Origin of the sequence: Acinetobacter sp. RF15B (assembly GCF_007558235.1) — a bacterium.
Lineage (GTDB): Bacteria > Pseudomonadota > Gammaproteobacteria > Pseudomonadales > Moraxellaceae > Acinetobacter > Acinetobacter lwoffii_C.
This window is the reverse complement of the sequence record NZ_VLSR01000001.1, coordinates 125,049-147,367: the sequence shown is the minus strand read 5'-3', so window position 1 is coordinate 147,367 and position 22,319 is coordinate 125,049. Positions and strand designations below refer to the sequence as shown.

The 22,319-nt window shown below is 44.0% G+C and carries 17 protein-coding genes, 1 tRNA gene and 1 pseudogene; 10 read left to right on the top strand and 9 right to left on the bottom strand.

The features are described 5' to 3' along the window. Positions 1 to 48: 48 nt before the first annotated feature. Positions 49 to 3,159, bottom strand: coding sequence for a multidrug efflux RND transporter permease subunit (locus E2K74_RS00715; RefSeq protein WP_151205854.1), 3,111 nt, complete (start codon positions 3,157 to 3,159; stop codon positions 49 to 51). A gap of 251 nt (positions 3,160 to 3,410) precedes the next feature. Then, entirely contained in the window at positions 3,411 to 5,012 is a 1,602-nt protein-coding gene (locus tag E2K74_RS00710; protein WP_151205853.1) for an isocitrate lyase, read from the bottom strand. Positions 5,013 to 5,691: 679 nt separating this feature from the next. On the opposite strand from E2K74_RS00710, the gene E2K74_RS00705 reads away from it, so the two are divergent. The 3 genes from E2K74_RS00705 to E2K74_RS00695 all read left to right on the top strand — a co-directional run bounded on the left by E2K74_RS00705 (position 5,692) and on the right by E2K74_RS00695 (position 8,448). After that, positions 5,692 to 6,681, top strand: coding sequence for a LysR family transcriptional regulator (locus E2K74_RS00705; RefSeq protein WP_151203923.1), 990 nt, complete (start codon positions 5,692 to 5,694; stop codon positions 6,679 to 6,681). 126 nt (positions 6,682 to 6,807) lie between these two features. Beyond that, positions 6,808 to 8,130 (top strand): hemolysin family protein, encoded by a 1,323-nt coding sequence (locus tag E2K74_RS00700; protein ID WP_151205852.1) that lies wholly within the window; start codon positions 6,808 to 6,810, stop codon positions 8,128 to 8,130. A 42-nt stretch (positions 8,131 to 8,172) separates the two neighbouring features. Further along, positions 8,173 to 8,448 carry a hypothetical protein gene (locus tag E2K74_RS00695; RefSeq protein ID WP_151205851.1) on the top strand — a complete coding sequence of 92 codons (276 nt, stop codon included), beginning with the start codon at positions 8,173 to 8,175 and terminating at the stop codon, positions 8,446 to 8,448. A gap of 209 nt (positions 8,449 to 8,657) precedes the next feature. Here E2K74_RS00695 and E2K74_RS00690 read toward each other — a convergent pair whose 3' ends face one another. Next, complete coding sequence (locus tag E2K74_RS00690) at positions 8,658 to 9,164, bottom strand: hypothetical protein (protein WP_151203920.1); 507 nt, start codon at positions 9,162 to 9,164, stop codon at positions 8,658 to 8,660. Positions 9,165 to 9,334: 170 nt separating this feature from the next. On the opposite strand from E2K74_RS00690, the gene E2K74_RS00685 reads away from it, so the two are divergent. From E2K74_RS00685 to E2K74_RS00675, 3 genes are all read left to right on the top strand, one after another. Next, positions 9,335 to 10,066, top strand: a complete 732-nt coding sequence (locus E2K74_RS00685) for a hypothetical protein (protein WP_151203919.1) — start codon at positions 9,335 to 9,337, stop codon at positions 10,064 to 10,066. Positions 10,067 to 10,245: 179 nt separating this feature from the next. Then, a tRNA-Leu gene (locus E2K74_RS00680) sits at positions 10,246 to 10,331 on the top strand. A gap of 92 nt (positions 10,332 to 10,423) precedes the next feature. Then, a complete protein-coding gene (locus E2K74_RS00675; protein WP_151205850.1) occupies positions 10,424 to 11,110 on the top strand; it encodes a hypothetical protein in 687 nt (228 codons plus the stop codon). 38 nt (positions 11,111 to 11,148) lie between these two features. Here E2K74_RS00675 and E2K74_RS00670 read toward each other — a convergent pair whose 3' ends face one another. The 5 genes and pseudogenes from E2K74_RS00670 to rlmE form a co-directional block, all read right to left on the bottom strand. After that, the gene (locus E2K74_RS00670) at positions 11,149 to 11,463 is read right to left on the bottom strand and encodes a DUF5713 family protein (RefSeq protein WP_151205849.1); all 315 of its coding nucleotides are present in this window, start codon (positions 11,461 to 11,463) and stop codon (positions 11,149 to 11,151) included. Between the two features lie 99 nt (positions 11,464 to 11,562). After that, entirely contained in the window at positions 11,563 to 12,417 is an 855-nt protein-coding gene (gene folP / locus E2K74_RS00665; protein ID WP_151205848.1) for a dihydropteroate synthase, read from the bottom strand. A 78-nt stretch (positions 12,418 to 12,495) separates the two neighbouring features. Then, a pseudogene (locus tag E2K74_RS00660) lies at positions 12,496 to 12,993 on the bottom strand (GNAT family N-acetyltransferase); the annotation flags it as partial. 37 nt (positions 12,994 to 13,030) lie between these two features. Next, on the bottom strand, positions 13,031 to 14,920 hold the full coding sequence (ftsH, locus tag E2K74_RS00655) for an ATP-dependent zinc metalloprotease FtsH (RefSeq protein ID WP_151203915.1): 1,890 nt from the start codon (positions 14,918 to 14,920) through the stop codon (positions 13,031 to 13,033). Positions 14,921 to 15,053: 133 nt separating this feature from the next. After that, positions 15,054 to 15,704, bottom strand: coding sequence for a 23S rRNA (uridine(2552)-2'-O)-methyltransferase RlmE (rlmE, locus tag E2K74_RS00650; protein ID WP_151203914.1), 651 nt, complete (start codon positions 15,702 to 15,704; stop codon positions 15,054 to 15,056). Between the two features lie 196 nt (positions 15,705 to 15,900). Here rlmE and yhbY point away from each other — a divergent pair, with 196 nt between their 5' ends. Both yhbY and E2K74_RS00640 read left to right on the top strand, forming a co-directional pair. Continuing rightward, complete coding sequence (yhbY, locus tag E2K74_RS00645; protein WP_151203913.1) at positions 15,901 to 16,224, top strand: ribosome assembly RNA-binding protein YhbY; 324 nt, start codon at positions 15,901 to 15,903, stop codon at positions 16,222 to 16,224. A gap of 14 nt (positions 16,225 to 16,238) precedes the next feature. Next, the gene (locus tag E2K74_RS00640; RefSeq protein WP_151203912.1) at positions 16,239 to 16,778 is read left to right on the top strand and encodes a DOMON-like domain-containing protein; all 540 of its coding nucleotides are present in this window, start codon (positions 16,239 to 16,241) and stop codon (positions 16,776 to 16,778) included. Positions 16,779 to 17,100: 322 nt separating this feature from the next. Here E2K74_RS00640 and E2K74_RS00635 read toward each other — a convergent pair whose 3' ends face one another. Then, complete coding sequence (locus tag E2K74_RS00635; RefSeq protein ID WP_151205846.1) at positions 17,101 to 17,619, bottom strand: hypothetical protein; 519 nt, start codon at positions 17,617 to 17,619, stop codon at positions 17,101 to 17,103. Between the two features lie 309 nt (positions 17,620 to 17,928). Here E2K74_RS00635 and carA point away from each other — a divergent pair, with 309 nt between their 5' ends. Then, positions 17,929 to 19,071: a glutamine-hydrolyzing carbamoyl-phosphate synthase small subunit gene (carA, locus tag E2K74_RS00630; protein ID WP_151203910.1), complete on the top strand. Its 1,143-nt coding sequence runs from the start codon at positions 17,929 to 17,931 to the stop codon at positions 19,069 to 19,071. A gap of 14 nt (positions 19,072 to 19,085) precedes the next feature. After that, on the top strand, positions 19,086 to 22,319 hold the full coding sequence (carB, locus tag E2K74_RS00625) for a carbamoyl-phosphate synthase large subunit (RefSeq protein WP_151205845.1): 3,234 nt from the start codon (positions 19,086 to 19,088) through the stop codon (positions 22,317 to 22,319).

Sequence of the window (22,319 nt, the reverse complement as noted above, 5' to 3'; positions counted from 1 at the left end):
ACGAAAAACTGTTACATTTCTCAACCTTTACAACGAAACCTAAACAATTTAATCACTTATGTTTCTTTTAACAGACTTCGGCTTAAATAGAGTCCGTATCAATACATACATAAATGGAGTAAAGATCAGGACCAGTACCGTGCCGAAGATCACGCCCCCCAGCACACTGACTCCAATTTCCTGACGGCTGACCGCACCAGCGCCGAAGGCAAAAACCAATGGCATAATACCGGCACCAAATGCCAGCGAGGTCATCAGAATCGGACGTAAACGCAGGGACGCTCCTTCTAGGGCAGCATCGATTACCGTTTTTCCTTTATCCTGAGCCAAAGAAGCAAACTCTACAATCAGGATGGCATTTTTACAGGACAGGCCAATCGTCGTCAGTAATGCAATCTGGAAATAGATATCATTTGGAAAACCGGCCAGAGAGCTGAAAATAATATTCCCCCCAATCCCCAAAGGAATGGCTGACATCACTGCGGTTGGAATACTCCAGCTTTCATATAAAGCAGCCAGACACAGGAAAATAAAGCCAACGGAGACCAGATAAAGCCAGATCGCCTGATTATTGGACTGCTTTTCTTCAAAAGATAAGCCACTCCAGACCACATCCACACCCTCTTGCTGACCGACCAGATGCTCTACATCCTGCATGGCTTGACCAGAACTGGCGCCTTTGCTGATATCTGCTTCCATTTGCAGTGCAGTATAGCCCATAAAACGGTTGACGACCTCAGGGCCACCACTCCAGCCGACCTTAGAAAAATTACTGAATGGAATCATCTGGTTCTGGTCATTGCGTACATGCCATTGTGCCAGATCCTCGGGTTTGGAACGAAACTCTGCATCGCCCTGCATAATCACCCGTTTAATCCGGCCACGATCAATAAAGTCATTAATATAGTTGCCGCCCCAAGCTGCTGAAAGCGTGCTGTTGATTGCTGACTGGCTTAAACCATTGGCCATGGCCTGTTTCTGGTCAATATTGACTTTAAGTTCGGCTTTTTCAGGATTGGAACGCTTATCCAGATTTTCAAAGCTACTATATTGAGCTGCACTAGCCTGCATATTCTGGAACTGCTCTTCCAGATACTGACGGCCATTGCCATTAATATCACGAATCCAGAAATCCAGGCCGTCGGTTTGTCCCAGACCATTCACCGATGCGGGCATATTAATATTGATCTGAGCATTAGGATTATCACGGAAATGTGCCATGGCACGTTCACGAATCGCCTGCGCGGTATTTTCTCCCCCTGAACGGTCATCCCAATGCTTCAGGGCTACAAAACCGGTCGCCAGGTTCTGACCGGTACCTGAGAAGTTACGGCCATAACGTATCATGACCAGATTAATATTGGCTTTTTCCTGTTCCAGAAAATATTGACGTACCTGCTCACCCACTTGAATAGTATTTTTCATAGGGGCACCTTCCTGCAGGCGAATTTGCAGGCTCAGAATTCCCTGATCTTCACTGGGCAGAAAGGTGGTCGGCAAAGCGCGGTAAAATAGAGCAAAAATGCCAATCAACCCGATAAAAAGCACTAGACAAACCGTCTTATGCTGCAAGGTCATAGTGGAAAGATGCACATAACGATCTTTTAAATTGTCGAGTTTCTGGTTAAACCAGCTGGCCCATCTTACAGGTTGAGGATTCGGCTTGAGTATAAGTGCGCAGAGTGCCGGGGTCAGGATGAGCGCCACCATCAGGGAAAGCGACATGGCAGCAACCAACGTAATGGAAAACTGGCGATAGATCACGCCGGTTGATCCCCCAAAAAATGCCATCGGAATAAATACTGCAGTCAACACCAGAGTAATCCCGACCAGGGCACCACTGATTTCCTGCATGGATGCCAAAGCTGCCTCTTTGGCAGATAGCTGCTGCTCGTGCATCAGACGCTCTACATTTTCCACCACGACAATTGCATCATCGACCAGCAGACCAATCGCCAGCACCATCGCAAACAGTGTCAGAGTATTGATGCTCAACCCCAGCGCATATAACACCGCCATCGTTCCCAAAATGACCACAGGCACAGTAATTGCAGGAATCAGGGTTGCCCGCCAGTTCTGCAGGAAAATAAACATGACTATAATCACCAGGATGACTGCTTCGATCAGGGTTTTTACAACCTCCTTAATCGACTCCTGCACAAATGGCGTATTATCCCGGGGATAGGCGATTTTATAGCCTGGGGGTAATTGTGTGGCAATACGGGAAATTTCGGCCTTGATCAGTTGTGAGGTAGCAATGGCATTCGCTCCGGAGGCCAGTGAAATTCCCAGACCAGCCGATGGAAAACTATTATTAGTGCTATAAGACTGATAATTTTCAGCTCCCAGTTCTACCCTCGCCACATCTTTTAAATAGATAAAACTGCCATCTTGAGCAGATTTCACAATAATATTTTCAAATTCTTCGACCGTTTTTAAACGGCTGCCGGAGGTGACTTTGGCATTCAGATACTGGTCTTCGACCGTAGGCAGGTCTCCTATTGCCCCGGCAGCCACCTGGGTATTCTGGGCTTCGACTGCTGCCCGTATATCGCTCGGCATCAGGCTATATTGTTTGAGTTTGGCCGGATGTAGCCAAATCCGCATGGCGAACTGTGAACCAAAAACATCCACCTCGCCCACCCCATCAATCCGGGCAATATCCTGCTCCAGATGAGTCATTAAATAGTCCGAAAGTTCGATATTGCTGCTGCGCCCACTTTCATCATACAGACTGATGACCATATGGGTATCTCCCAGAGACTTAAAGACATTAACTCCCTGACGCTGTACCTCTTCCGGCAAGCGGTTTAAGACCCCGTTAATGGCATTTTGCACCTGCACCTGTGCGGTATCCGGATCTGTCCCATTTTCAAAACTGATGCTGATCCGGCTTCGTCCCGAAGAATCGCTGCTGGAACTAAAGTACAGCAGATGGTCAATCCCTTTGATTTGCTGTTCTAAGACCTGGGTGACGCTCTCCTCCACCGTTTCAGCAGAGGCACCGGTATAGGTAGCCGCCACGGTGATCCGAGGTGGTGCAATATCAGGATAGCGTTCCACAGCTAAATTCATCACCGCAAAAAGCCCGATCGCCATCACGACTATGGCCAATACACCGGCAAAAATAGGACGATGAATAAAAAATTTAGACAACATAAGTCCGGATCACTTCAGATTTGATGAACGATAAGAAGGTGCACAAAATAAACAAGCTTTATGGATATTCAATGACATAGCTTGAGAATGCAAGAATTAAACACAAAAAGCTGTGATAACACCGAATCATGAAGAAATAATGAATACCTGAAAAGCAGGCTGTAAAGAGCATTTTATTTTTTTGTTTGTATTTTTTTTGACATAAAAAAACCCTGCATAAGCAGGGTTTTTATTCGACTCAACTCAAACGATTAAGCGCTGAACTGGTTCATAGTGTTTTTCGCATCGTCACCCGCTTTAAGCGCGTTGTCACCAGCAAAGATTTCTTTGTGGTCATCACCGATGTCAGAACCTGCCATTGCTTGATGTTTAACACACGCGATACCACCACGGATTTCTTTACGTTGTACGCCAGCAACATAAGCCAGCATACCTTCAGAACCGAAGTAACCTTCAGCCAGCTCATGAGTAGAAAGAGCAGCTGTGTGGTAAGTCGGAAGTGTAATCAAGTGATGGAATACACCCGCTTCACGAGAAGCATCTGCCTGGAATGTACGTACTTTCTCATCAGCATCAGCAGCCAATTCAGAGTTGTCGTACTCAGCGCTCATTAACTTAGCACGGTCGTAAGCAGAAACGTCTTTACCTTCAGCAACCCAACGGTCGTAAGCTTGTTGACGGAAGTTTAAAGTCCAGTTGAACGAAGGAGAGTTGTTATAAACAAGTTTCGCATTTGGAACAACTTCTTTAACACGGTTAACCATGTGAGCGATTTCTTCAACGTTTGGCGTTGCAGTTTCGATCCACAGAAGGTCAGCACCGTTTTGTAAGCTAGTTACACAGTCAAGTACAACGCGGTCAATTTGAGTGCCTTCACGGAACTGGTACAGACCAGACGCTAGACGCTTAGGACGGTGTAATTTACCATCACGCTTGATCAGGATTTCGTCTTCTTGAGCTTCAGAGATATCAATTTCTTGAGTGTCTAAGTAGCTGATGTATTGAGAAGCAATGTCGCCTGGCTCTTTAACCACTGGGATTTTTTGAGTCAAGTCAGCGCCTTCAGAGTCAGTACGCGCAACGATAATACCATCGTCAAGACCCATTTCCAGGAACGCATAACGTAACGCGTGGATTTTAGCGATGAAGTCTTCGTGTGGAACAGTTACTTTACCAGCTTGGTGACCACATTGTTTCGCGTCAGACACCTGGTTTTCGATTTGAAGTGCACACGCACCCGCTTCGATCATTTTTTTAGCAAGCAAGTAAGTTGCTTCTTCGTTACCGAAACCAGCATCGATGTCCGCAATGATTGGTACAACGTGAGTTTCAAAGTTGTCGATTTGTGCAGTGATTTCAGCAGCTTTAGCTGTATCACCAGCTTCTTGTGCTTTTTTAAGTTCACGGAACAGATCGTTTAATTCTTTTGCGTCAGCTTGACGTAAGAAAGTGTAGATTTCTTCAATTAATGCAGGAACCGAAGTTTTTTCGTGCATAGATTGATCAGGAAGAGGACCGAATTCTGAACGAAGTGCAGCAACCATCCAACCAGAAAGGTAGATATAACGCTTAGAAGTTGTACCGAAGTATTTCTTGTTCGCGATCATTTTTTGTTGTGCGATGAAACCATGCCAGCAACCCAGAGACTGAGTGTATTTGCTAGGATCAGCATCATATTCAGCCATATCACGACGCATAATCGCCGCTGTATATTTAGCAATGTCTAAACCAGTTTTGAAACGGTTTTGCATTTGCATACGCGCAGCATCTTCAGGACTGATGTCTGCCCAAGTATTACCGAATTTCGCTTTTAATTCGCGGATTGCATCAATCGCTGTTTGGTATGTAGTCATGATCTTTTCCTGTAATAATATTAGGATTTTTCTACAACAAGTAGCAAAAATCGTACCCTCAACAACCTGTTTAGATTTTCGCCGCCCCGTTGGGATAGCTAAAGATTAGTGGGCTTGTCAAAATTAATCCAATATTCTCCCAGAATCTTCACTATTTATTTAAAAAATATATAGATAAAAGTCTAAAGATAATTCAGTAGACTAGACATAAGACATTGTTTTTAAATGTTTTTAATATACAAGAATTTGCTTACAAATTACCCAACATGTTTAAATTTTATTCATGCGACTTAAGTCGGACTTGGAAATTTCAGGTAATATAAATGGCAAATTCCGCCATTTTCGGGAATTTGAACTGTCCTATTCGGGTCTTCGCCGCTGTTATTTTTTATACAGCCGATAGATTGATTGAGCCACCTTAGACTTGACGCTACGGGTTTTGAGGCTAAAAGTGTACAACATATTTGACTTTGTTTTAGACTATTCCCCATTCAGTTTCTTGCCACTTTAAGCACTATAAAATTAAAAAATGGTCCGAAAAAGCATGGACAAAATTTCAGCAAATTTAGCTTGATTTGTTAAAATCAGCTGGGCTTTTTTTCTTCAATTCCACACACAAGCCCCGGTTGTTATGGCATAATCAACATAATTTCATGATTTTATTTTCGGTATTTATTTTATGAATCTGGAGCGGGTCGATCTTAATTTATTAATTTATCTTGATGTACTTTTACGTGAAAAAAATGTGACTCGGGCTGCTGAACAACTGGGGGTCACCCAGCCAGCAATGAGTAATATTTTACGTCGTTTACGCAATTTATTTAATGATCCCCTGCTGATTCGCTCGTCTGAAGGCATGACCCCGACCGAACGGGCGCTGGAATTACAGCCAAGAATTCGCGATGCGCTGGCGGATTTATCGATGATTCTGGAGCCACGTACCGAGTTCCGTCCTTATACATCAAATCGCGTATTCCGGATTATGACCTCAGACTACGCAGAAGCTACACTGGTTCCACGTTTAGTCAAAGCCTTGCGTTCAGAAGCACCCAATGTGGTTCTCGACTTTTTAACCCCAAGTGATGTGTCCTACCGCGACATGGAACAGGGTAAGGTCGATCTGGCCATTAACCGTTTCAATGAAATCCCGCAAAGTTTTCACCAAGTGCTGGTTTGGCGTGACAGTTTTTCCTGCCTGCTGAACAACAAACACCCGGCCGCCAGCAATTTAAATCTAAAAAGCTATCTGGATGCCCAACATATCTGGGTGTCTAAAACAGGGATGGGGGTTGGCTTTGGGGTTAACCCAGAGAAACAGGCCGGCTTGGGCTGGATTGATCAGGCGCTGGAACGGATTGGCCAAAAACGTAAGATTTCCGTGTTTACCCGCCATTATCAGATGCCAGCACTTTTGGCCTCGAATGTCGATTTGATCGCCACCTTGCCTAGCCGGATTGCACGCTTGCAAGCCAAAAATCAAAACTTGCAGATTAAAGATCCGCCCTTTTATATTCCAGAGTTTGAGTTGAAAATGGCATGGTGCCCTCTATTGCATCATCATCCAGCCCATCGCTGGTTACGTCAGCTCATTCTGTATGTGGCACGTCAAATGATTGAAGAAGAAAACCGCGAGTTTATGCTGAATAATTCGCAATTTTCACATTATTAAATTGAATAGCATCTAAATTCTTCTTTTTTAAGCTTATACTGTAAGGACTTGAGAGTTGCTGTTTACCTCTCAAGTCTTTTTTGTGTTAAAAATATTCCAATATAATATTAATCCACAGGTGAATTTGTGAGCCTCTTTCAAAACATCGTGGTTATCCTGATACTGATCGCGGGGGCTGGTTTTTTATCTTTAACAGAAATCGCGCTCGCCGGTGCCCGCAAAGTCAAACTGAAAATTTTGGCCGAAGCAGGAGATAATCGCGCTCAAAAAGTTTTAGATTTACAAGGAAACTCTGCTGACTTTTTTGCCGCTTCTCAAATCGGTTTAAATGCGGTTGCTATTCTCGGCGGTATTTTGGGGGAAGGTGCTTTCCGCCCTTATATCATTGATTTTATTGCACGTTTTTATCAAGGTCCCTGGGCAGAAACCATTGCTTTCTCGCTGTCATTTACTATCGTCACCTCGCTTTTTATTTTATTTGCCGACCTGATGCCCAAACGTCTGGCGATGATTGCGCCAGAAAAAATTGCCGTTGCGGTCATTAACCCGATTCAGGTCTTTATCTTGGTCTGTAAACCGCTTGCCTGGTTTATCAATGTCATTGCTAACATGCTGTTTCGCCTATTTAAGGTCAATACTGTGCGCGATGACAATATTACCTTTGATGATATTTCAGCGGTAATGGATGCAGGTGCACAAGCTGGCGTCTTACAGAAGCAGGAACATCATTTCATTGAAAATGTGTTTGAGCTTGAAGAACGTAACGTGCCTTCAAGTATGACCACGCGTGAAAATGTGGTGTATTTCACCTTAAACGAAACTGAGGACAGTATCCGCCAAAAGCTGGCTGAATATCCTTATTCCAAGTTTCTGGTCTGTAATGAACATATCGATGAAGTAATTGGTTATGTAGATGCCAAAGATATTTTGGTGCGGATTTTAAATAACCAAAAAATCAACCAGCTGAATGAGTCCACGATTCGTAATGTATTGACTATTCCAGATACCTTAACCCTGTCTGAACTGCTGGACCGTTTTCGTTCTACCAAAGAAAAATTTGCTGTGGTCATCAATGAATATGCCTTGGTGGTCGGCGTGATTACCCTGTCCGATGTCATGATTACTGTGATGGGTGACTGGGTCACTCCTCTGGAAGGCGACCAGCAGATTATCAAGCGTGATAGTAATTCCTGGCTGATTGATGGCAGTACGCCTATTGAAGACATGAAACATGCGTTAGAAATCAATGAAATGCCGGATCAGGACAACTATGAGACTCTGGCCGGTTTTATGATGTTTAAGTTGCGTAAGATTCCTCGTCCTGCCGATGTCGTCCTGCATGCTGGTTATAAGTTTGAAGTGGTAGATGTTGACCATTTTAAAATTGACCAGCTTTTGGTGACCCGTATGTTAGAAATTAAAGATGAATCCCCTCAGGAATCAGAGTAATCTGATTCCTGTCATTTCAAATACAAAAATAATCAGCATAAAATGAATCTTCTTACCTTTCTGGCCTGTCTGGCTTTTTATTCCGCCCTTTATCTTTTATATTTCTTTTTTGCCAAACAGCAGAATCCTTTATTGCTGTTGGCTGCCATTGGCATGCTGTGCATGACCGTACTTATGACTTCCTATCCTTTTGAGAAAAGACGGCATGGTTTTGATGCCACCTTCAACTTTGGCAACTATCTTTATTGGCCGCTTTATAGCTGGTGGCGAGTATTTACTTTCCCGATCCGCTGGCTCTTGTCTTTGTTTTTCTCATGATTAAAAAAAGCACCGCTCTTGGTGCTTTAATCAGGGTTTATTGGCATAAATGGATTGCGCTATAAGAGCTAAAACTGAGCAGATGATGCATGAAACGAGGAAAACAGCGAGACTATTGCCAAGTTTTATAACGAAATCTGAGAAGTTTTAGCTCCATGCGCAAGAACAAAGCATAGATGAAGTGTTAACACCCCCAAATCTATCAGGCTTTAAACTTTAGTCAGTAAAACATCTAACACGGCCTGATAGTGAATCTGAATATCGTCTTGCAAAATCTTATAGGCATTATCGTACTGTACCATTGGCCAGCCTTCTTTCCAGAACGGAAAAATATTATGCAGGTCATGTGTGACAATAGCATCTTCACGGGCAATCGCCTGTGCAATCTGGGCCAGTACAAAAGCAGTTTCTGCGCCATCAATTGCCAGATAATCAATCCCGCGTGCTTTTAAAATGCGGATACGGTCTTTCTTATAGCGAATCTTTTTAATCTGAGCTTCATTTAAGTGCAAGGCCAGTGCAACGGCTTCCACGAATTTCGCTTCAAATGACTGATGCAGGGCGACCAATGCCTGTTTGTGCGCTTCCTGACGACCCGCTTTACCACCCTGACGAATGACTTCTAATGCTTCAGTATCGAGTTCATCATTCTTCATACTTTGAAGAATGTCTAGAATTTCGATGTCGCTTAAAGCCTCAGGAGATTGATCAGTCATACACTGTCCTTAAAAATAATCTTTAATTGACTATTTTCGCATAAATCCTAACTAAAAAACTAAAATCTTGTGCTGTCAGTGCCGATAAGTCTAAAAATTTTGTTGAGCCTATCATTCTTGGACAGATCCTCTATAGTAGGGCCAGTCTCTTCCGCAATTCTGGTTTCATAATGCGCACCGAACAGGTCAGTCTTCTGTTACAGCAACTGCAATTGCTTTATCCCGCTGCCTTTAAAAGAAATTATCTGTTCTATAGCCAACTCAAGACACACGGTATATTGCTAGAAGATCGCAAGGCAATAATTTCCTGGATTCTGGCCGGCATGATTTTTATACCGGTCTGCCTGTTGTTACGGGATTTTTTGCAGCTCTCATTTCCAAAACTGTCTGCCTTTCAGACGCAAAGCACAGCTATCTTGATAATCCTGCTCTTTCTGATGCTGGTGGTGCCTTTCATCCTCAAGCAGGTCAAACATTCTTCTTATTCTCTTTATCATGTCTTGCGCTATGCTCCACTCAAGTTGACAGTGGTCATTATTTTAGAAGGTTTAAATCTACTAGTTCTGGAAAATGAATGGGTCATGTGGGGCTTGTTCTTTTTTGGTCTAAGCGTTGGATTTGTACGTATTTATAAAGAAAACCTGTTTCGTAGCAGTACCCAAAACCATGAATATTATCAATTGCAACAACTCCGCCGCGCGTGTTTCTGGGCTTATCGTCAAACCGTTGCCCTGCGCCTGCAATTAATTTTTTCTGCTAAAGATCACCCACAATATAAGCAACGCAAACAGCAGCTCGAGTGCTATGCCGAGCTTTATACCCGTTTGCTCAAGTCTGAATATGAGTACTGCAAAACGCTTAAATATCTCGATATAGAGACCTATCTGAATGAGCGGCACTAAGCCTGATCCTCTCCAGTTGTTTTAAATCAGCTTTTTACAAGGCCAAGCTTCAGTGATGGAATTTATTCGGGTTCATGAGAGATGATTCACATCTTAAGTCGCAAAACTGATTGAAAATAAAGCATTCGTAGAGAAATTTGCTTGCCAAGCTTTATTTCGTCCTCTATGATTGCGCACATGCCCGAGTGGTGAAATCGGTAGACACAGGGGATTTAAAATCCCCCGCCCACAAAGCGTGCCAGTTCGAGTCTGGCCTCGGGCACCATTTTAATTCTGGTTAAAATGGTGCAATAAAAAAATCCAGCATTAAGCTGGTTTTTTTGTGCCTGAATTTTCTTTGCCCACCCCGAAATCTTCATGTCAGAATTAAAATCATTCAATTTCGCCAGATTACAATTACAGCATCCCGATGCTTTTTTTCTGAAACTGCATTACAGCCGCTTCAAGTTTAGTACGCTACAAAAAATCCAGTTTGTGATTGCCCTTAATCTGCTATCGCTGCTGATTTGTCTGCTTTGCAGTCTGGGTTCAATTGCCTTGGAATATTATTTCTTTCATGAAGCCCAAGCAGCCTTTAACATGAGTTTGATGCTGCTCATTACGCTATTTTATCCTTATATGGCCTATATCCAGTATCAGGCCAAGTTCAGTTCCAAAATCTATGCCGCACATCTACAGCACTGTCTGTATCTGCACATTCCAATCTTCTTGGGTCTTCTACTTAACCTTTATCTGATTCATTCGGACTGGCTGGTTATCCTGAGTATGCTGCTGGTTTCGGTTTTATTAGGTGGAGCTGCTATTTTAGAGCCGTTTTTTAGGCCTAATACAAGCGTTCTGGATCAGGTTCGACTGCAAAAACTTCGCCAGCTCGCCTTCTGGGCCTATCAGCAATCGCGTTCTCAGTCTCCACAATATGTCCCCGATCAACCTGATCTGCCCGCCTATTATAAAAGCCTTCATATACGCTGCATGCAGGAAGAACAGCAACTTCTTCAGCGTATCCGCTTCACCAGCTTTAAAGACTATTTTAAGAACACATAAAAAAGCCCTGTATTTACAGGGCTTGAAATGATTGGGTGTTACCATTCACGGTTAGCGACCAGCTCTTCCACTTCGAGATCAAACAGACCCAGCTCCTGTACCACCATCATCATGGCTTCTGCAATATAATCTGCAGCCGTACCATCCAGAGAAGAATCCAGATCTTCAAACTGCGGCTTCATGGCATTAATTTCAGCAACCGCAAGGTGTGCAAGTGGATATACCTCTTGCTCAGTCAAACCGGACTTTGACACTTTTTCAGCGAAACGCTCAATGTGCTGCTTAACCTCAGCAACCAGAATATCGGGATAATATTCATCATCGAACATAGGGAGAAGTAAATCTGCAAACATTACAGGTACTCTAAAAGATGATAGTCAAATAAGCGTGCTATATAACACATTGCTGATCAAAAGCCAAACAGCACGCTGTTGCCACCTGTCTTCCAGTTATTAAATTGCCTGCTGCATCGCCTGCCAGATCTTGATTGCATCTACCGTGGCTTTTACATCATGGACACGCACCATGCAAGCCCCTTGCTGGATACTGAGTAAATGTGCGGTTGCCGAGCCTACTGCGCGCTGCTCCGGGTCTGTAGCATCCAATACCGCTCCAATAAAACGTTTACGTGATAATGCCGATAAAATCGGATAGCCCATCTCAGTCAGTTTATAAAACTCTTGAAGTAATTTCAGATTTTGCTGGGCATTTTTAGCAAAGCCAAAGCCTGGATCAATCATGATATGTTCAGGTCTAACTCCCGCGTCCAGAGCATCCTGAACCCGCTGGCCCAGTTCACGCATGACGTCCTTAGTGACATCCTGATATTGATCTAGATTGTTCATGGTGGTCGGCTCACCACGCATGTGCATGACAATTACGGGGATATTCAACTCTGCCGCAGTTGCTAATGCCCGCGGACGAGTCAGCGCACGTACATCATTCCAGATATGTGCACCTGCCTTGACCGCAGCCTTAATCACTTCTGGCTCTGAAGTATCAATGGAGATAATCACATCATATTTGGCCAGTGCCTCAACCACCGGCACCACTCGACGGATTTCCTCTTCTACCGTAACTACAGATGCACCGGGACGGGTAGATTCCCCACCAATATCAATAACTGTTGCACCTTCTGCCAGCATAGCCAGTGCGCGCGCGACTGCAGCATGTTTAGAGTTGTGTCGCCCGCCATCGCTAAAGGAATCTGGAGTCACATTTAAAATCCCCATTACCTGCGGCTGAGACAAATCCAGGGTTAAACGACCAAAATTCCAGATTTGTGGACGTAGCGGCTTCAGCTGCATGGTTCAATCCTAGTTCACAATAACCTCGGTATTGTCTTATGGAAAGACCAATAAAGCAAAGCTCAATCTATTCAAGACTTAGATTTCAAAGTGGTTCTTATTGGAATATTGCATCAGCTTAGATTGCAGTAGCGCTTTTACATCGACCCATTCGCTTTTTAAAATACTATAGATGTAACTATCTCTGAGTGTCACGCTATCTTTACGCAGCATATGACATCTGATGATGCCATCCTGTTTGGCACCTAGGCCTTCAATAGCTTTTTGACTTTTGAGATTCAGATGATCTGTCCGAAAGCCTACCACTTGAGCATTCAGCTCTTCAAATGCATGCTGCAACAAAAGATATTTACAGACCCGTTTTACATAGGTTCGTTGATAAGCTTTGGCATACCAGGTAAAGCCAATTTCAACACGTGGAATTTCTGGCTTAATATCATGATCACTGGTTGAACCAATGGCTCGATTGCTCTGCTCATCAATCACTGCAAAAGCCAGACCTTCACCCCTCACCTGCTCCACTAAAGCTTTCTCGATATAGACTTCAACTGTTTCTGGATAAGGTGCAGAGGCATAAAAAAACCACCCGAAGGTGGTTTTTTAATTTTTTCACTTAGTTCGCTGGTAATGGCGGAGGAGTCATCGGACCATCGTTCGGTGTTACATCAATTACAGGGTTTTCTGCAACATACACCTTCGGTGGTTGTGGCTCACGACCTTCCATGATGTCTCGAATCTGTTCACGATCAATCGTTTCCCATTCCAGCAGGGCTTTCACCATTGCATGTGCGATATCTTTGTTATTTTCAAGGATATCTCGTGCAACCTTGTATTGCTCATCAATGATGCGGCGAACTTCAGTATCCACCTGTTGCTGGGTAGCTTCAGAAATCGTACGACTACCAATACTGCCCATGAAAGATTGCTGTGAATCATCTTCATAGACCATGACGCCCAATTTGTCAGACATCCCGTATTTGGTCACCATGGCACGTGCCATTTTAGTTGCACGTTCAAAGTCATTCGATGCACCCGTTGACATCTGGTTAATAAAGACTTCTTCTGCAATACGGCCACCAAACAGGATTGAAAGCTCATTCAGCATCTTGTCTTTATAATGACTGGTCTGGTCGTGTTCAGGCAACTGCCAAGTCACACCTAACGCCCAGCCACGCGGCATGATCGTTACCTTATGCACCGGGTCTGTACCTGGAAGCATTTCAGCCACAATCGCATGACCAGCTTCATGATAAGCCGTTGCACGACGTTCTTCCTCACGAAGTACCATCGATTTACGCTCAGGCCCCATATACAACTTGTCTTTGGCATCTTCAAAGTCATGCATATCGACCGTATTTTTGTTACGGCGTGCCGCAAATAATGCTGCTTCGTTTACCAAGTTGGCCAGCTGTGCACCAGAGAAGCCCGGTGTACCACGTGCCAGTACTTTGACATCGACCCCTGTGGTAGAAGGCAGTTTTTTCAGGTGAACATTTAAAATTTGTTCACGACCTTTAATGTCTGGCAGGCCAACCATCACTTGACGGTCAAAACGACCCGGACGCAGTAAAGCTTTATCCAGCACGTCTGCACGGTTCGTTGCAGCAATCACGATAATGCCTTCATTACCTTCGAAACCATCCATCTCAACCAGCATCTGGTTCAGGGTCTGTTCACGTTCATCGTGACCGCCACCCGTACCTGAACCACGGTGACGACCAACTGCATCAATCTCATCAATGAAAATAATACATGGCGCATGACGTTTTGCCTGTTCGAACATATCACGCACACGAGATGCACCCACACCGACAAACATTTCAACGAAGTCAGAACCTGAAATACTAAAGAATGGAACTTTGGCTTCACCAGCGATTGCTTTGGCCAGCAAGGTTTTACCCGTACCCGGAGGACCGACCATCAATACGCCTTTTGGAATGGTCGCACCAAGACGTTTGAACTTTGCAGGATCTTTAAGAAAATCAACAATTTCAACTACTTCTTGTTTGGCTTCATCACAACCAGCCACATCAGAAAAGGTCACTTTGATCTGGTCTTCAGAAAGCATTTTCGCTTTAGATTTACCAAAGCTCATCGGGCCATTCTTGCCACCTGCGCCACCACCCATGTTGCGCATAAAGAACATGAATAACAGAATGATCAAAAGCACAGGGAAACTTGCAATTAGCAATTGCATGAGCAGACCTTGGCGCTGAGGTGCTTCACCTTCAACCACCACATTATTCTTAATCAGGCTTGGCATCAGTTCAGGATCCTGAACTGCCGGACGAATACTTTCAAACTCTGAACCGTTTGATTTTTCGCCACGAATCCTTTCGCCGTCAATTGTAACTTGTTTAATTTGGCCAGCATTGACCGCGGCAACGAACTCTGAATAGTTCATTGTAGTCGGTTGATTGCGGTCACTGACGTTGCTGAAGATGAGCACCAGCACACCCAGTATCACGAGCCACAATACGGCATTCTTAAAAAGATCGCTCAAAGCTTTATTTCCCATTCCAATCTAATTTGATCTTGCCCTCAAGGGGTGACCTTAATCAATATGCTGCAAATCGTTTTGCAATAATGTAAAAATGTACAAAATGCACAATTTTTAACGCCTTGGCAAGTAAACTTTATTTTAAAGCTTTCTTGCGACCCTGTCCCACCAGAAAGACTTCTTTAGAACGGGCACGTGATGCAGCAGGTTTAACCGTCTTCAATACATCAAAACTGTTCACGACTTCTTTACGGAATTCATCAAAGCCGGAACCCTGGAATACCTTGACGATAAACTGCCCTTTCGGTCCCAAGACTCTATTGGCAAAATCCAAAGCAAGTTCACATAAATAGATTTGACGCGGTTGATCTACAGCCTTATTACCTGATGTATTGGGGGCCATATCCGAAATTACAACGTCTACTGTGCGTCCGTTTAAAATATTTAACAATTTATCGAATACTTCTTGCTCACGGAAATCGCCTTGCAAGAAGGTCACATCGGGAAGCGCGTCCATTTCCAGAATATCCGATGCAATCACCAGACCTTTATCACCCACCAGTTTACCGGCGATTTGCGACCAGCTTCCGGGCGCAGCCCCCAAATCCACTACTGTCATGCCAGGTTTGATGATGTTGTATTTTTCCTGAATCTCAAGCAGCTTGTATGCAGCACGAGCACGATAACCTTCTTTTTGTGCTTTCTTCACATAAAAGTCATCTAGATGCTCTCTCATCCACGCACGACTACTTTTGGATAACTTCTGATTGGTAATGCGTGTTGCCATAACTCTCTAAATAAAAAAAACTTCCAATTTGGGATTGTACGTGAAAAACACAGTTTTTGCAGTATACATGTGTATCTAAATCTCAGTTTAGCTGCCGAAATACCGGCCTTTTGTCCTTGATAATTTCCTTAGAATTTACAGCGTTTATTCTTTGCTTTTGTTATACTCAGTCGTTTTAAAATTCAGGTTATCTCTCATGGCATCTTTATCTATTCAGGAACGTAAGCGTTTGCGTCAAATCGGACATGCATTAAACCCGGTCGTTATGCTGGGCGACAAGGGCTTGTCTGAATCTGTGGTTGAAGAGCTGAACCGCGCCCTTAATGATCATGAACTGATTAAGGTTAAAGTGGTTGCAGAAGACCGTGAAGCGCGTGCTGCAATGATTGTCGAGTTGGTCGATGTTACGAGTGCTGAATTGGTACAAACCATTGGTAAAATTGCCCTAATTTACAGAAAATCGCCAAAACAAAACCAGAAACTGTCGAATCTTGTCCGTTTTGCTCATCTGTCTAACTAAGCACAACATCTATTATGGCGAGTTATGAACTAAGCGCTTTTGATCGCCGTTTTCAGGCTATCTCTCTGGTGGGAGCTATTGAACCGCAAAACCCATGTAGCTTGAATGTGGGTTTCTGGTTGAGTGATCCAAACCAGTATGTATTGTGGCCAGATTTAGTGGCAGCCCATCCACGTCAGGATTTCTTATGGGAGCAGACCTGCTTTGAAATTTTTATCGGGGTTCGGGATGAGGATTTCTATCGTGAAATTAACCTCTCTCCTTCTCAAGCCTGGCAGGCCTATCAATTTGAAGAATATCGCTATCCAGAGGACATGCCTCCTCAAGCAGCAAATGATATTGAGTTAAATCAGCTCAAGCGTACTCATTATGGCCTGAATGTCAGTCTGGATCTGACCGACTTTATGTCCAGCCATGAATTAAAGTGGTCTGACCTCTTTATTGGCCTGTCTGCTGTGCTTAGCACCACTCAAGGCACACAGTTCTATGCCATGCAGCACAGTAGTCCGCAAGCGGATTTCCATAATAAACGTGACTGGTTGCATGTATTTTAATGCCAACGGCGTCAGTTCAAAAAGTCAGATCAATGTGAGGCCTTCAGTCTCACATTTTTTTGATGATTAGCCCTATAAAAACTTATTTAAATGATAATTCTTTAAAATTAAGTTATTGAAGCGTTTCTGAAATATCTGAAATTTACTGTTTTGTAGAAAAAAAGAATTTTTGTTATTCCGAATCCTTTTAGAAAAACAAAAAAGTTGAAGGGCTAATAAAGCAATATGATTAGTTATGTTTTCATAAAGCCTTGACCAAAATGTAAAGGAGAACACTGAAATGCTCTCCCTTAATCTTATTAGATGATGCTTGCTTTATCGCTTAACTTCCCAGCCCCGACTTTTTATCAGACTCTTCAGTTTTCAATTCCGGTTGTGCTGATTCTGCGATCTTATTTTCTTTAACCACCATTTTTACTTTCTTCAGGACTTCAATTGTACTGTCTTTAGAACGTTTCAAGGTGCCCGTCAAAAGCTCTTTATGTTTGCTGGAAATCTGCGTGACATCCTGTTTAAACTCTTTACCCAGACTGGATAAGTCTTCAAGTACCGCAGTAAATTCGATCTTGATAAAGTTCTTCAGTTCTTTTTGTGAGCCAAACCATTGCTCCTTTATGCTATCGACACGCTGAAGCACATCCTGACTAAATTGACGTAACTGTTCCTGAACCGTATCGCTTAACTGCTTCGCTTCAACTTCCAGCTTTTCTTTACTTTGCCCGATACTTTCAAGCGCCTGCTCCTTAGCTTCCACTGTGGCCTTTTCCAGTTGCTCTGCAGTTGCAGCAACGACTTTGTTTAACGGCTTCTTGGAATTGGTGGTTTTGGATGCTGTAGTCATGAATCTTGTTCCTGTTTTTATTATGACCCGGCAATATTATGTGGATTTGATCAAACTTAGAATCTGATTTGTCAGACAATGCCAACTCGCTTACATTTTTCTAACACTGTCAAAAAACAGACTTCATAATAAAAAGCAAGGGATTTATCTTACACTTTCGTACCAAAGCTATTGGACTTGGAAACTGTTTCTGCGTATAATGCCGTGTTAAGTTCAAGCGAGCAGACATAGGGAGGGTGGGTTTTAAAGCAGCCTTCCTTTTTTTTCGTCTTCTCGCTTTTTTACAGCCTAAATTTCAGGAGCTTTGGTTTGAGCACCCCAGCAATTTTAGCCCTAGCCGACGGTACTATCTTTAAAGGTACCTCAATCGGTGCATCGGGTAGTACGACTGGCGAAGTCGTTTTCAACACTGCCATGACTGGCTATCAAGAAATTTTGACTGACCCGAGTTATGCACAGCAGCTTGTCACCCTAACTTACCCACATATTGGTAATACAGGCTGTAATGATGAAGACACTGAGTCAGGTCGAATTCATAAAGTATGGGCCAACGGATTGATCATTCGTGACTTGCCTTTATTGCATAGTAACTTCCGTGCAGAGCAATCACTTGGTGATTATCTAAAACAACATAACATTGTAGCTATCGCAGACATCGATACACGTAAATTGACACGTATTCTGCGCTCTAAAGGCACACAAAGTGGCTGTATCCTTGCTGGCGAAAATATCACTGAAGAAGAAGCATTAGAAAAAGCACGTGCTTTTGGTGGTTTAACTGGTTTAGACCTTGCAAAAGAATGCTGTGACCCTGAAGGGTTTGAGTGGACTGAAGGCTCTTGGGAGCTGGGTAAAGGCTTCTCTCAACCAGAACTTAAATTCCATGTTGTTGCATACGATTACGGTGTCAAAACCAACATCCTACGTATGCTTGCAGACCACGGTTGTAAATTGACTGTAGTTCCTGCACAAACTCCTGCAGAAAAAGTCCTTGCTCTGAATCCAGATGGCGTATTCCTGTCAAACGGCCCTGGCGATCCGGCAGCATGTGACTATGCAATTGAAGCTGTAAAAACAATTGTAGAAGATGCGCGCAACATTCCGGTATTTGGAATTTGTTTAGGCCACCAGATTCTTGCGCTTGCCTCAGGTGCTAAAACGGTGAAAATGCCTCACGGTCACCACGGTGCCAACCATCCTGTACAAAATCTTGAAGATGGTACAGTGATGATTACTTCACAGAACCACGGCTTCGCGGTAGATGGCGAAAGCTTGCCGGCCAACCTTAAAGCAACGCACAAATCTTTGTTCGATCAAACCCTGCAAGGGATTCATCGTACAGACAAACCTGCGTTCAGCTTCCAGGGGCACCCTGAAGCAAGCTCTGGTCCGCATGACAGCGCGCCATTGTTCGACCATTTCATCGAACTTATCGAAGCATCTAAGAAGTAATTAAGGAGCAAATAATGCCAAAGCGTACGGATATTAAAAGCATCTTAATTATTGGTGCTGGTCCTATTGTTATCGGTCAAGCCTGTGAGTTTGACTATTCAGGTGCTCAAGCATGTAAAGCGCTGCGTGAAGAAGGTTACCGTGTTATTTTGGTTAACTCGAACCCTGCGACTATTATGACTGACCCAGCAATGGCGGATGCAACCTATATCGAGCCAATTACCTGGCAAACGGTTGCAGCCATCATTGAAAAAGAACGTCCAGATGCAGTCCTGCCTACCATGGGCGGTCAAACTGCATTGAACTGCGCACTTGCACTGGATGCCAACGGTATTTTAGAAAAATACAATGTTGAACTGATCGGGGCAAGCAAAGAAGCCATTGAAAAAGCCGAAGACCGCAAACTCTTCGATCAGGCCATGCGTAAAATCGGTCTTGAGTGTCCAAAAGCGGCCATTGCTGAATCAATGGAAGAAGCGCTGGAAATTCAAGCACGTTTCGGTTTCCCTGTCATTATCCGTCCATCTTTCACCATGGGTGGTTCAGGCGGTGGTATTGCGTATAATCGTGAAGAATTCCTTGAAATCTGTGAACGTGGTTTCGATCTTTCTCCAACCAAACAGTTATTGATTGATGAATCTTTAATTGGCTGGAAAGAATACGAAATGGAAGTTGTTCGTGACAAAAACGACAACTGTATCATCGTATGTTCGATTGAAAACTTTGACCCAATGGGTGTACACACTGGTGACTCCATCACTGTTGCACCTGCGCAAACATTGACTGACAAAGAATACCAATTGATGCGTAATGCATCTTTAGCGGTTCTTCGCGAAATCGGTGTAGAAACAGGTGGTTCTAACGTTCAGTTCGGGATCAACCCCGAAGATGGCCGTATGGTGATCATCGAGATGAACCCGCGCGTATCACGCTCATCTGCCCTTGCCTCTAAAGCCACTGGTTTCCCGATTGCGAAAATTGCAGCGAAACTGGCTGTGGGTTATACCCTGGATGAACTGAAAAATGACATCACCGGCGGTACAACTCCTGCGTCATTCGAGCCTTCAATTGACTACGTGGTTACCAAAGTTCCACGTTTTAACTTCGAGAAATTCCCACAAGCTGACGCAACGCTGACCACCCAGATGAAGTCGGTGGGTGAAGTGATGGCAATCGGCCGTAACTTCCAGGAATCTGTGAACAAAGCGCTTCGCGGTCTTGAAGTAGGTTCATGTGGTTTTGACGAACAAATTGCCCTGGGCACTGAAGGCGCACGCGAGAAGATTCTGCAGGAACTTAAAGTGCCGGGTCCAGAGCGTATCTGGTATGTGGCTGATGCGTTCCGTCATGGCTTTAGCTTAGATGATATCTTTGAAGCCACCAAGATTGACCGCTGGTTCCTGATCCAGATTGAAGACATCGTTAAGACTGAAAATGAAATCAAAACTTTAGGTTTTGGCGATTTAAATGCAGACAACATCCGTTCGTTCAAACGCAAAGGTTTATCTGACCTGCGCATCGCGAACCTGATGGGTATTTCACAAAAACAATTCCGTAAGCACCGCTGGAACCTGGGTGTAACGCCAGTTTACAAACGTGTCGATACTTGTGCAGCAGAGTTTGAATCTGATACAGCGTACATGTATTCAACTTACGATGAAGAGTGTGAATCAAATCCATCAAGCAAAGACAAGATCATGGTGATTGGTGGCGGTCCGAACCGTATTGGTCAAGGGATCGAGTTCGATTATTGCTGTGTACACGCGGCGCTTGCCATGCGTGAAGACGGCTATGAAACCATCATGGTGAACTGTAACCCTGAAACAGTATCTACCGATTACGACACTTCAGACCGTTTGTACTTTGAACCGATTACATTGGAAGATGTACTTGAAATCGTACGTACTGAAAAGCCTAAAGGCATTATCGTACAGTATGGCGGCCAAACTCCATTGAAATTGGCTCGTGCTTTAGAAGAAGCAGGTGCACCAATTATCGGTACATCTCCAGATGCGATTGACCGTGCAGAAGACCGTGAACGTTTCCAGCAAATGATTCAACGTCTGCAACTTCGTCAGCCAAATAACAGCATTGTTAAATCTGCTGAAGAAGGTATTGCGGAAGCAGCAAAAGTAGGCTATCCACTGGTTGTACGTCCATCTTATGTACTGGGTGGCCGTGCGATGGAAATCGTATATAACGAAGAAGAGCTGAAACGCTACCTTCGTGATGCAGTTCAAGCCTCTAACGATGCCCCGGTCCTGCTTGACCGCTTCCTCGATGATGCGATTGAAGTTGACGTAGACTGCGTATCTGATGGTAAAGACGTGGTGATTGGTGGGATCATGCAGCACATTGAGCAGGCTGGTATTCACTCGGGTGACTCTGCATGTTCGATTCCTCCATATTCTTTATCCAAAGACGTACAGGATGAAATGCGCCGTCAAACTGTGGCTATGGCCAAAGAGCTTGGCGTAATCGGTCTGATGAACGTTCAGTTTGCCGTAAAAGGTGAAGATGTTTACATTCTGGAAGTGAACCCACGTGCATCACGTACTGTGCCGTTCGTTTCTAAGTGTATCGGCGATTCTTTAGCGAAAGTTGCTGCACGTTGTATGGCGGGTCAATCTTTAGAATCTCAAGGATTTACTAAAGAAATTATCCCGACTCACTTCGCTGTGAAAGAAGCGGTATTCCCATTCAACAAGTTCCCGGGTGTTGACCCGATCCTTGGCCCTGAGATGAAATCGACAGGTGAAGTGATGGGTGTAGGCAAAACATTTGGTGAAGCGTTCTATAAAGCTGTATTAGGCTCAAATGACCGTTTACCAGGCCTGCCAACCGAAGGTGAAATTAAACATGCTTTCATCTCTGTACGTGATTCCGATAAACCGCGTGCAGCAGGTATTGCGAAGCAACTTGCTGATTTTGGCTTCAAGATTATCGCAACTGGCGGTACTTATGACGTCATTAAAGCAGCCGGTATTGAATGTGAGCGTGTGAATAAAGTAACCGAAGGCCGTCCAAATATTGTGGACCGCTTGAAAAATGGCGAAATTCACCTCATTATCAATACCACTGAAGGGAAGCAAGCTCAGCAGGATTCATTCTCAATCCGCCGTTCTGCACTGCAAGGTAAGGTGTATCACACCACGACCCTGAACGGTGCTGACGCTGTATGCCAAGCTCTCGCTATTAAATTGCCAATGGATGTATATCGTTTGCAAGACTTACAAACAGTAGGTTAA

Excerpts from the sequence above, each read along its gene's own strand:
- rlmE (WP_151203914.1), bottom strand. The coding sequence starts at position 15,704 with ATGGCAACACGCATTACCAATCAGAAGTTATCCAAAAGTAGTCGTGCG.
- yhbY (WP_151203913.1), top strand. The coding sequence starts at position 15,901 with ATGGCATCTTTATCTATTCAGGAACGTAAGCGTTTGCGTCAAATCGGA.
- carB (WP_151205845.1), top strand. The coding sequence starts at position 19,086 with ATGCCAAAGCGTACGGATATTAAAAGCATCTTAATTATTGGTGCTGGT.
- E2K74_RS00695 (WP_151205851.1), top strand. The coding sequence starts at position 8,173 with ATGAATCTTCTTACCTTTCTGGCCTGTCTGGCTTTTTATTCCGCCCTT.
- E2K74_RS00635 (WP_151205846.1), bottom strand. The coding sequence starts at position 17,619 with ATGACTACAGCATCCAAAACCACCAATTCCAAGAAGCCGTTAAACAAA.
- E2K74_RS00710 (WP_151205853.1), bottom strand. The coding sequence starts at position 5,012 with ATGACTACATACCAAACAGCGATTGATGCAATCCGCGAATTAAAAGCG.
- E2K74_RS00640 (WP_151203912.1), top strand. The coding sequence starts at position 16,239 with ATGGCGAGTTATGAACTAAGCGCTTTTGATCGCCGTTTTCAGGCTATC.
- folP (WP_151205848.1), bottom strand. The coding sequence starts at position 12,417 with ATGCAGCTGAAGCCGCTACGTCCACAAATCTGGAATTTTGGTCGTTTA.
- E2K74_RS00705 (WP_151203923.1), top strand. The coding sequence starts at position 5,692 with ATGAATCTGGAGCGGGTCGATCTTAATTTATTAATTTATCTTGATGTA.
- E2K74_RS00685 (WP_151203919.1), top strand. The coding sequence starts at position 9,335 with ATGCGCACCGAACAGGTCAGTCTTCTGTTACAGCAACTGCAATTGCTT.
- E2K74_RS00690 (WP_151203920.1), bottom strand. The coding sequence starts at position 9,164 with ATGACTGATCAATCTCCTGAGGCTTTAAGCGACATCGAAATTCTAGAC.
- E2K74_RS00715 (WP_151205854.1), bottom strand. The coding sequence starts at position 3,159 with ATGTTGTCTAAATTTTTTATTCATCGTCCTATTTTTGCCGGTGTATTG.
- E2K74_RS00670 (WP_151205849.1), bottom strand. The coding sequence starts at position 11,463 with ATGTTTGCAGATTTACTTCTCCCTATGTTCGATGATGAATATTATCCC.
- E2K74_RS00675 (WP_151205850.1), top strand. The coding sequence starts at position 10,424 with ATGTCAGAATTAAAATCATTCAATTTCGCCAGATTACAATTACAGCAT.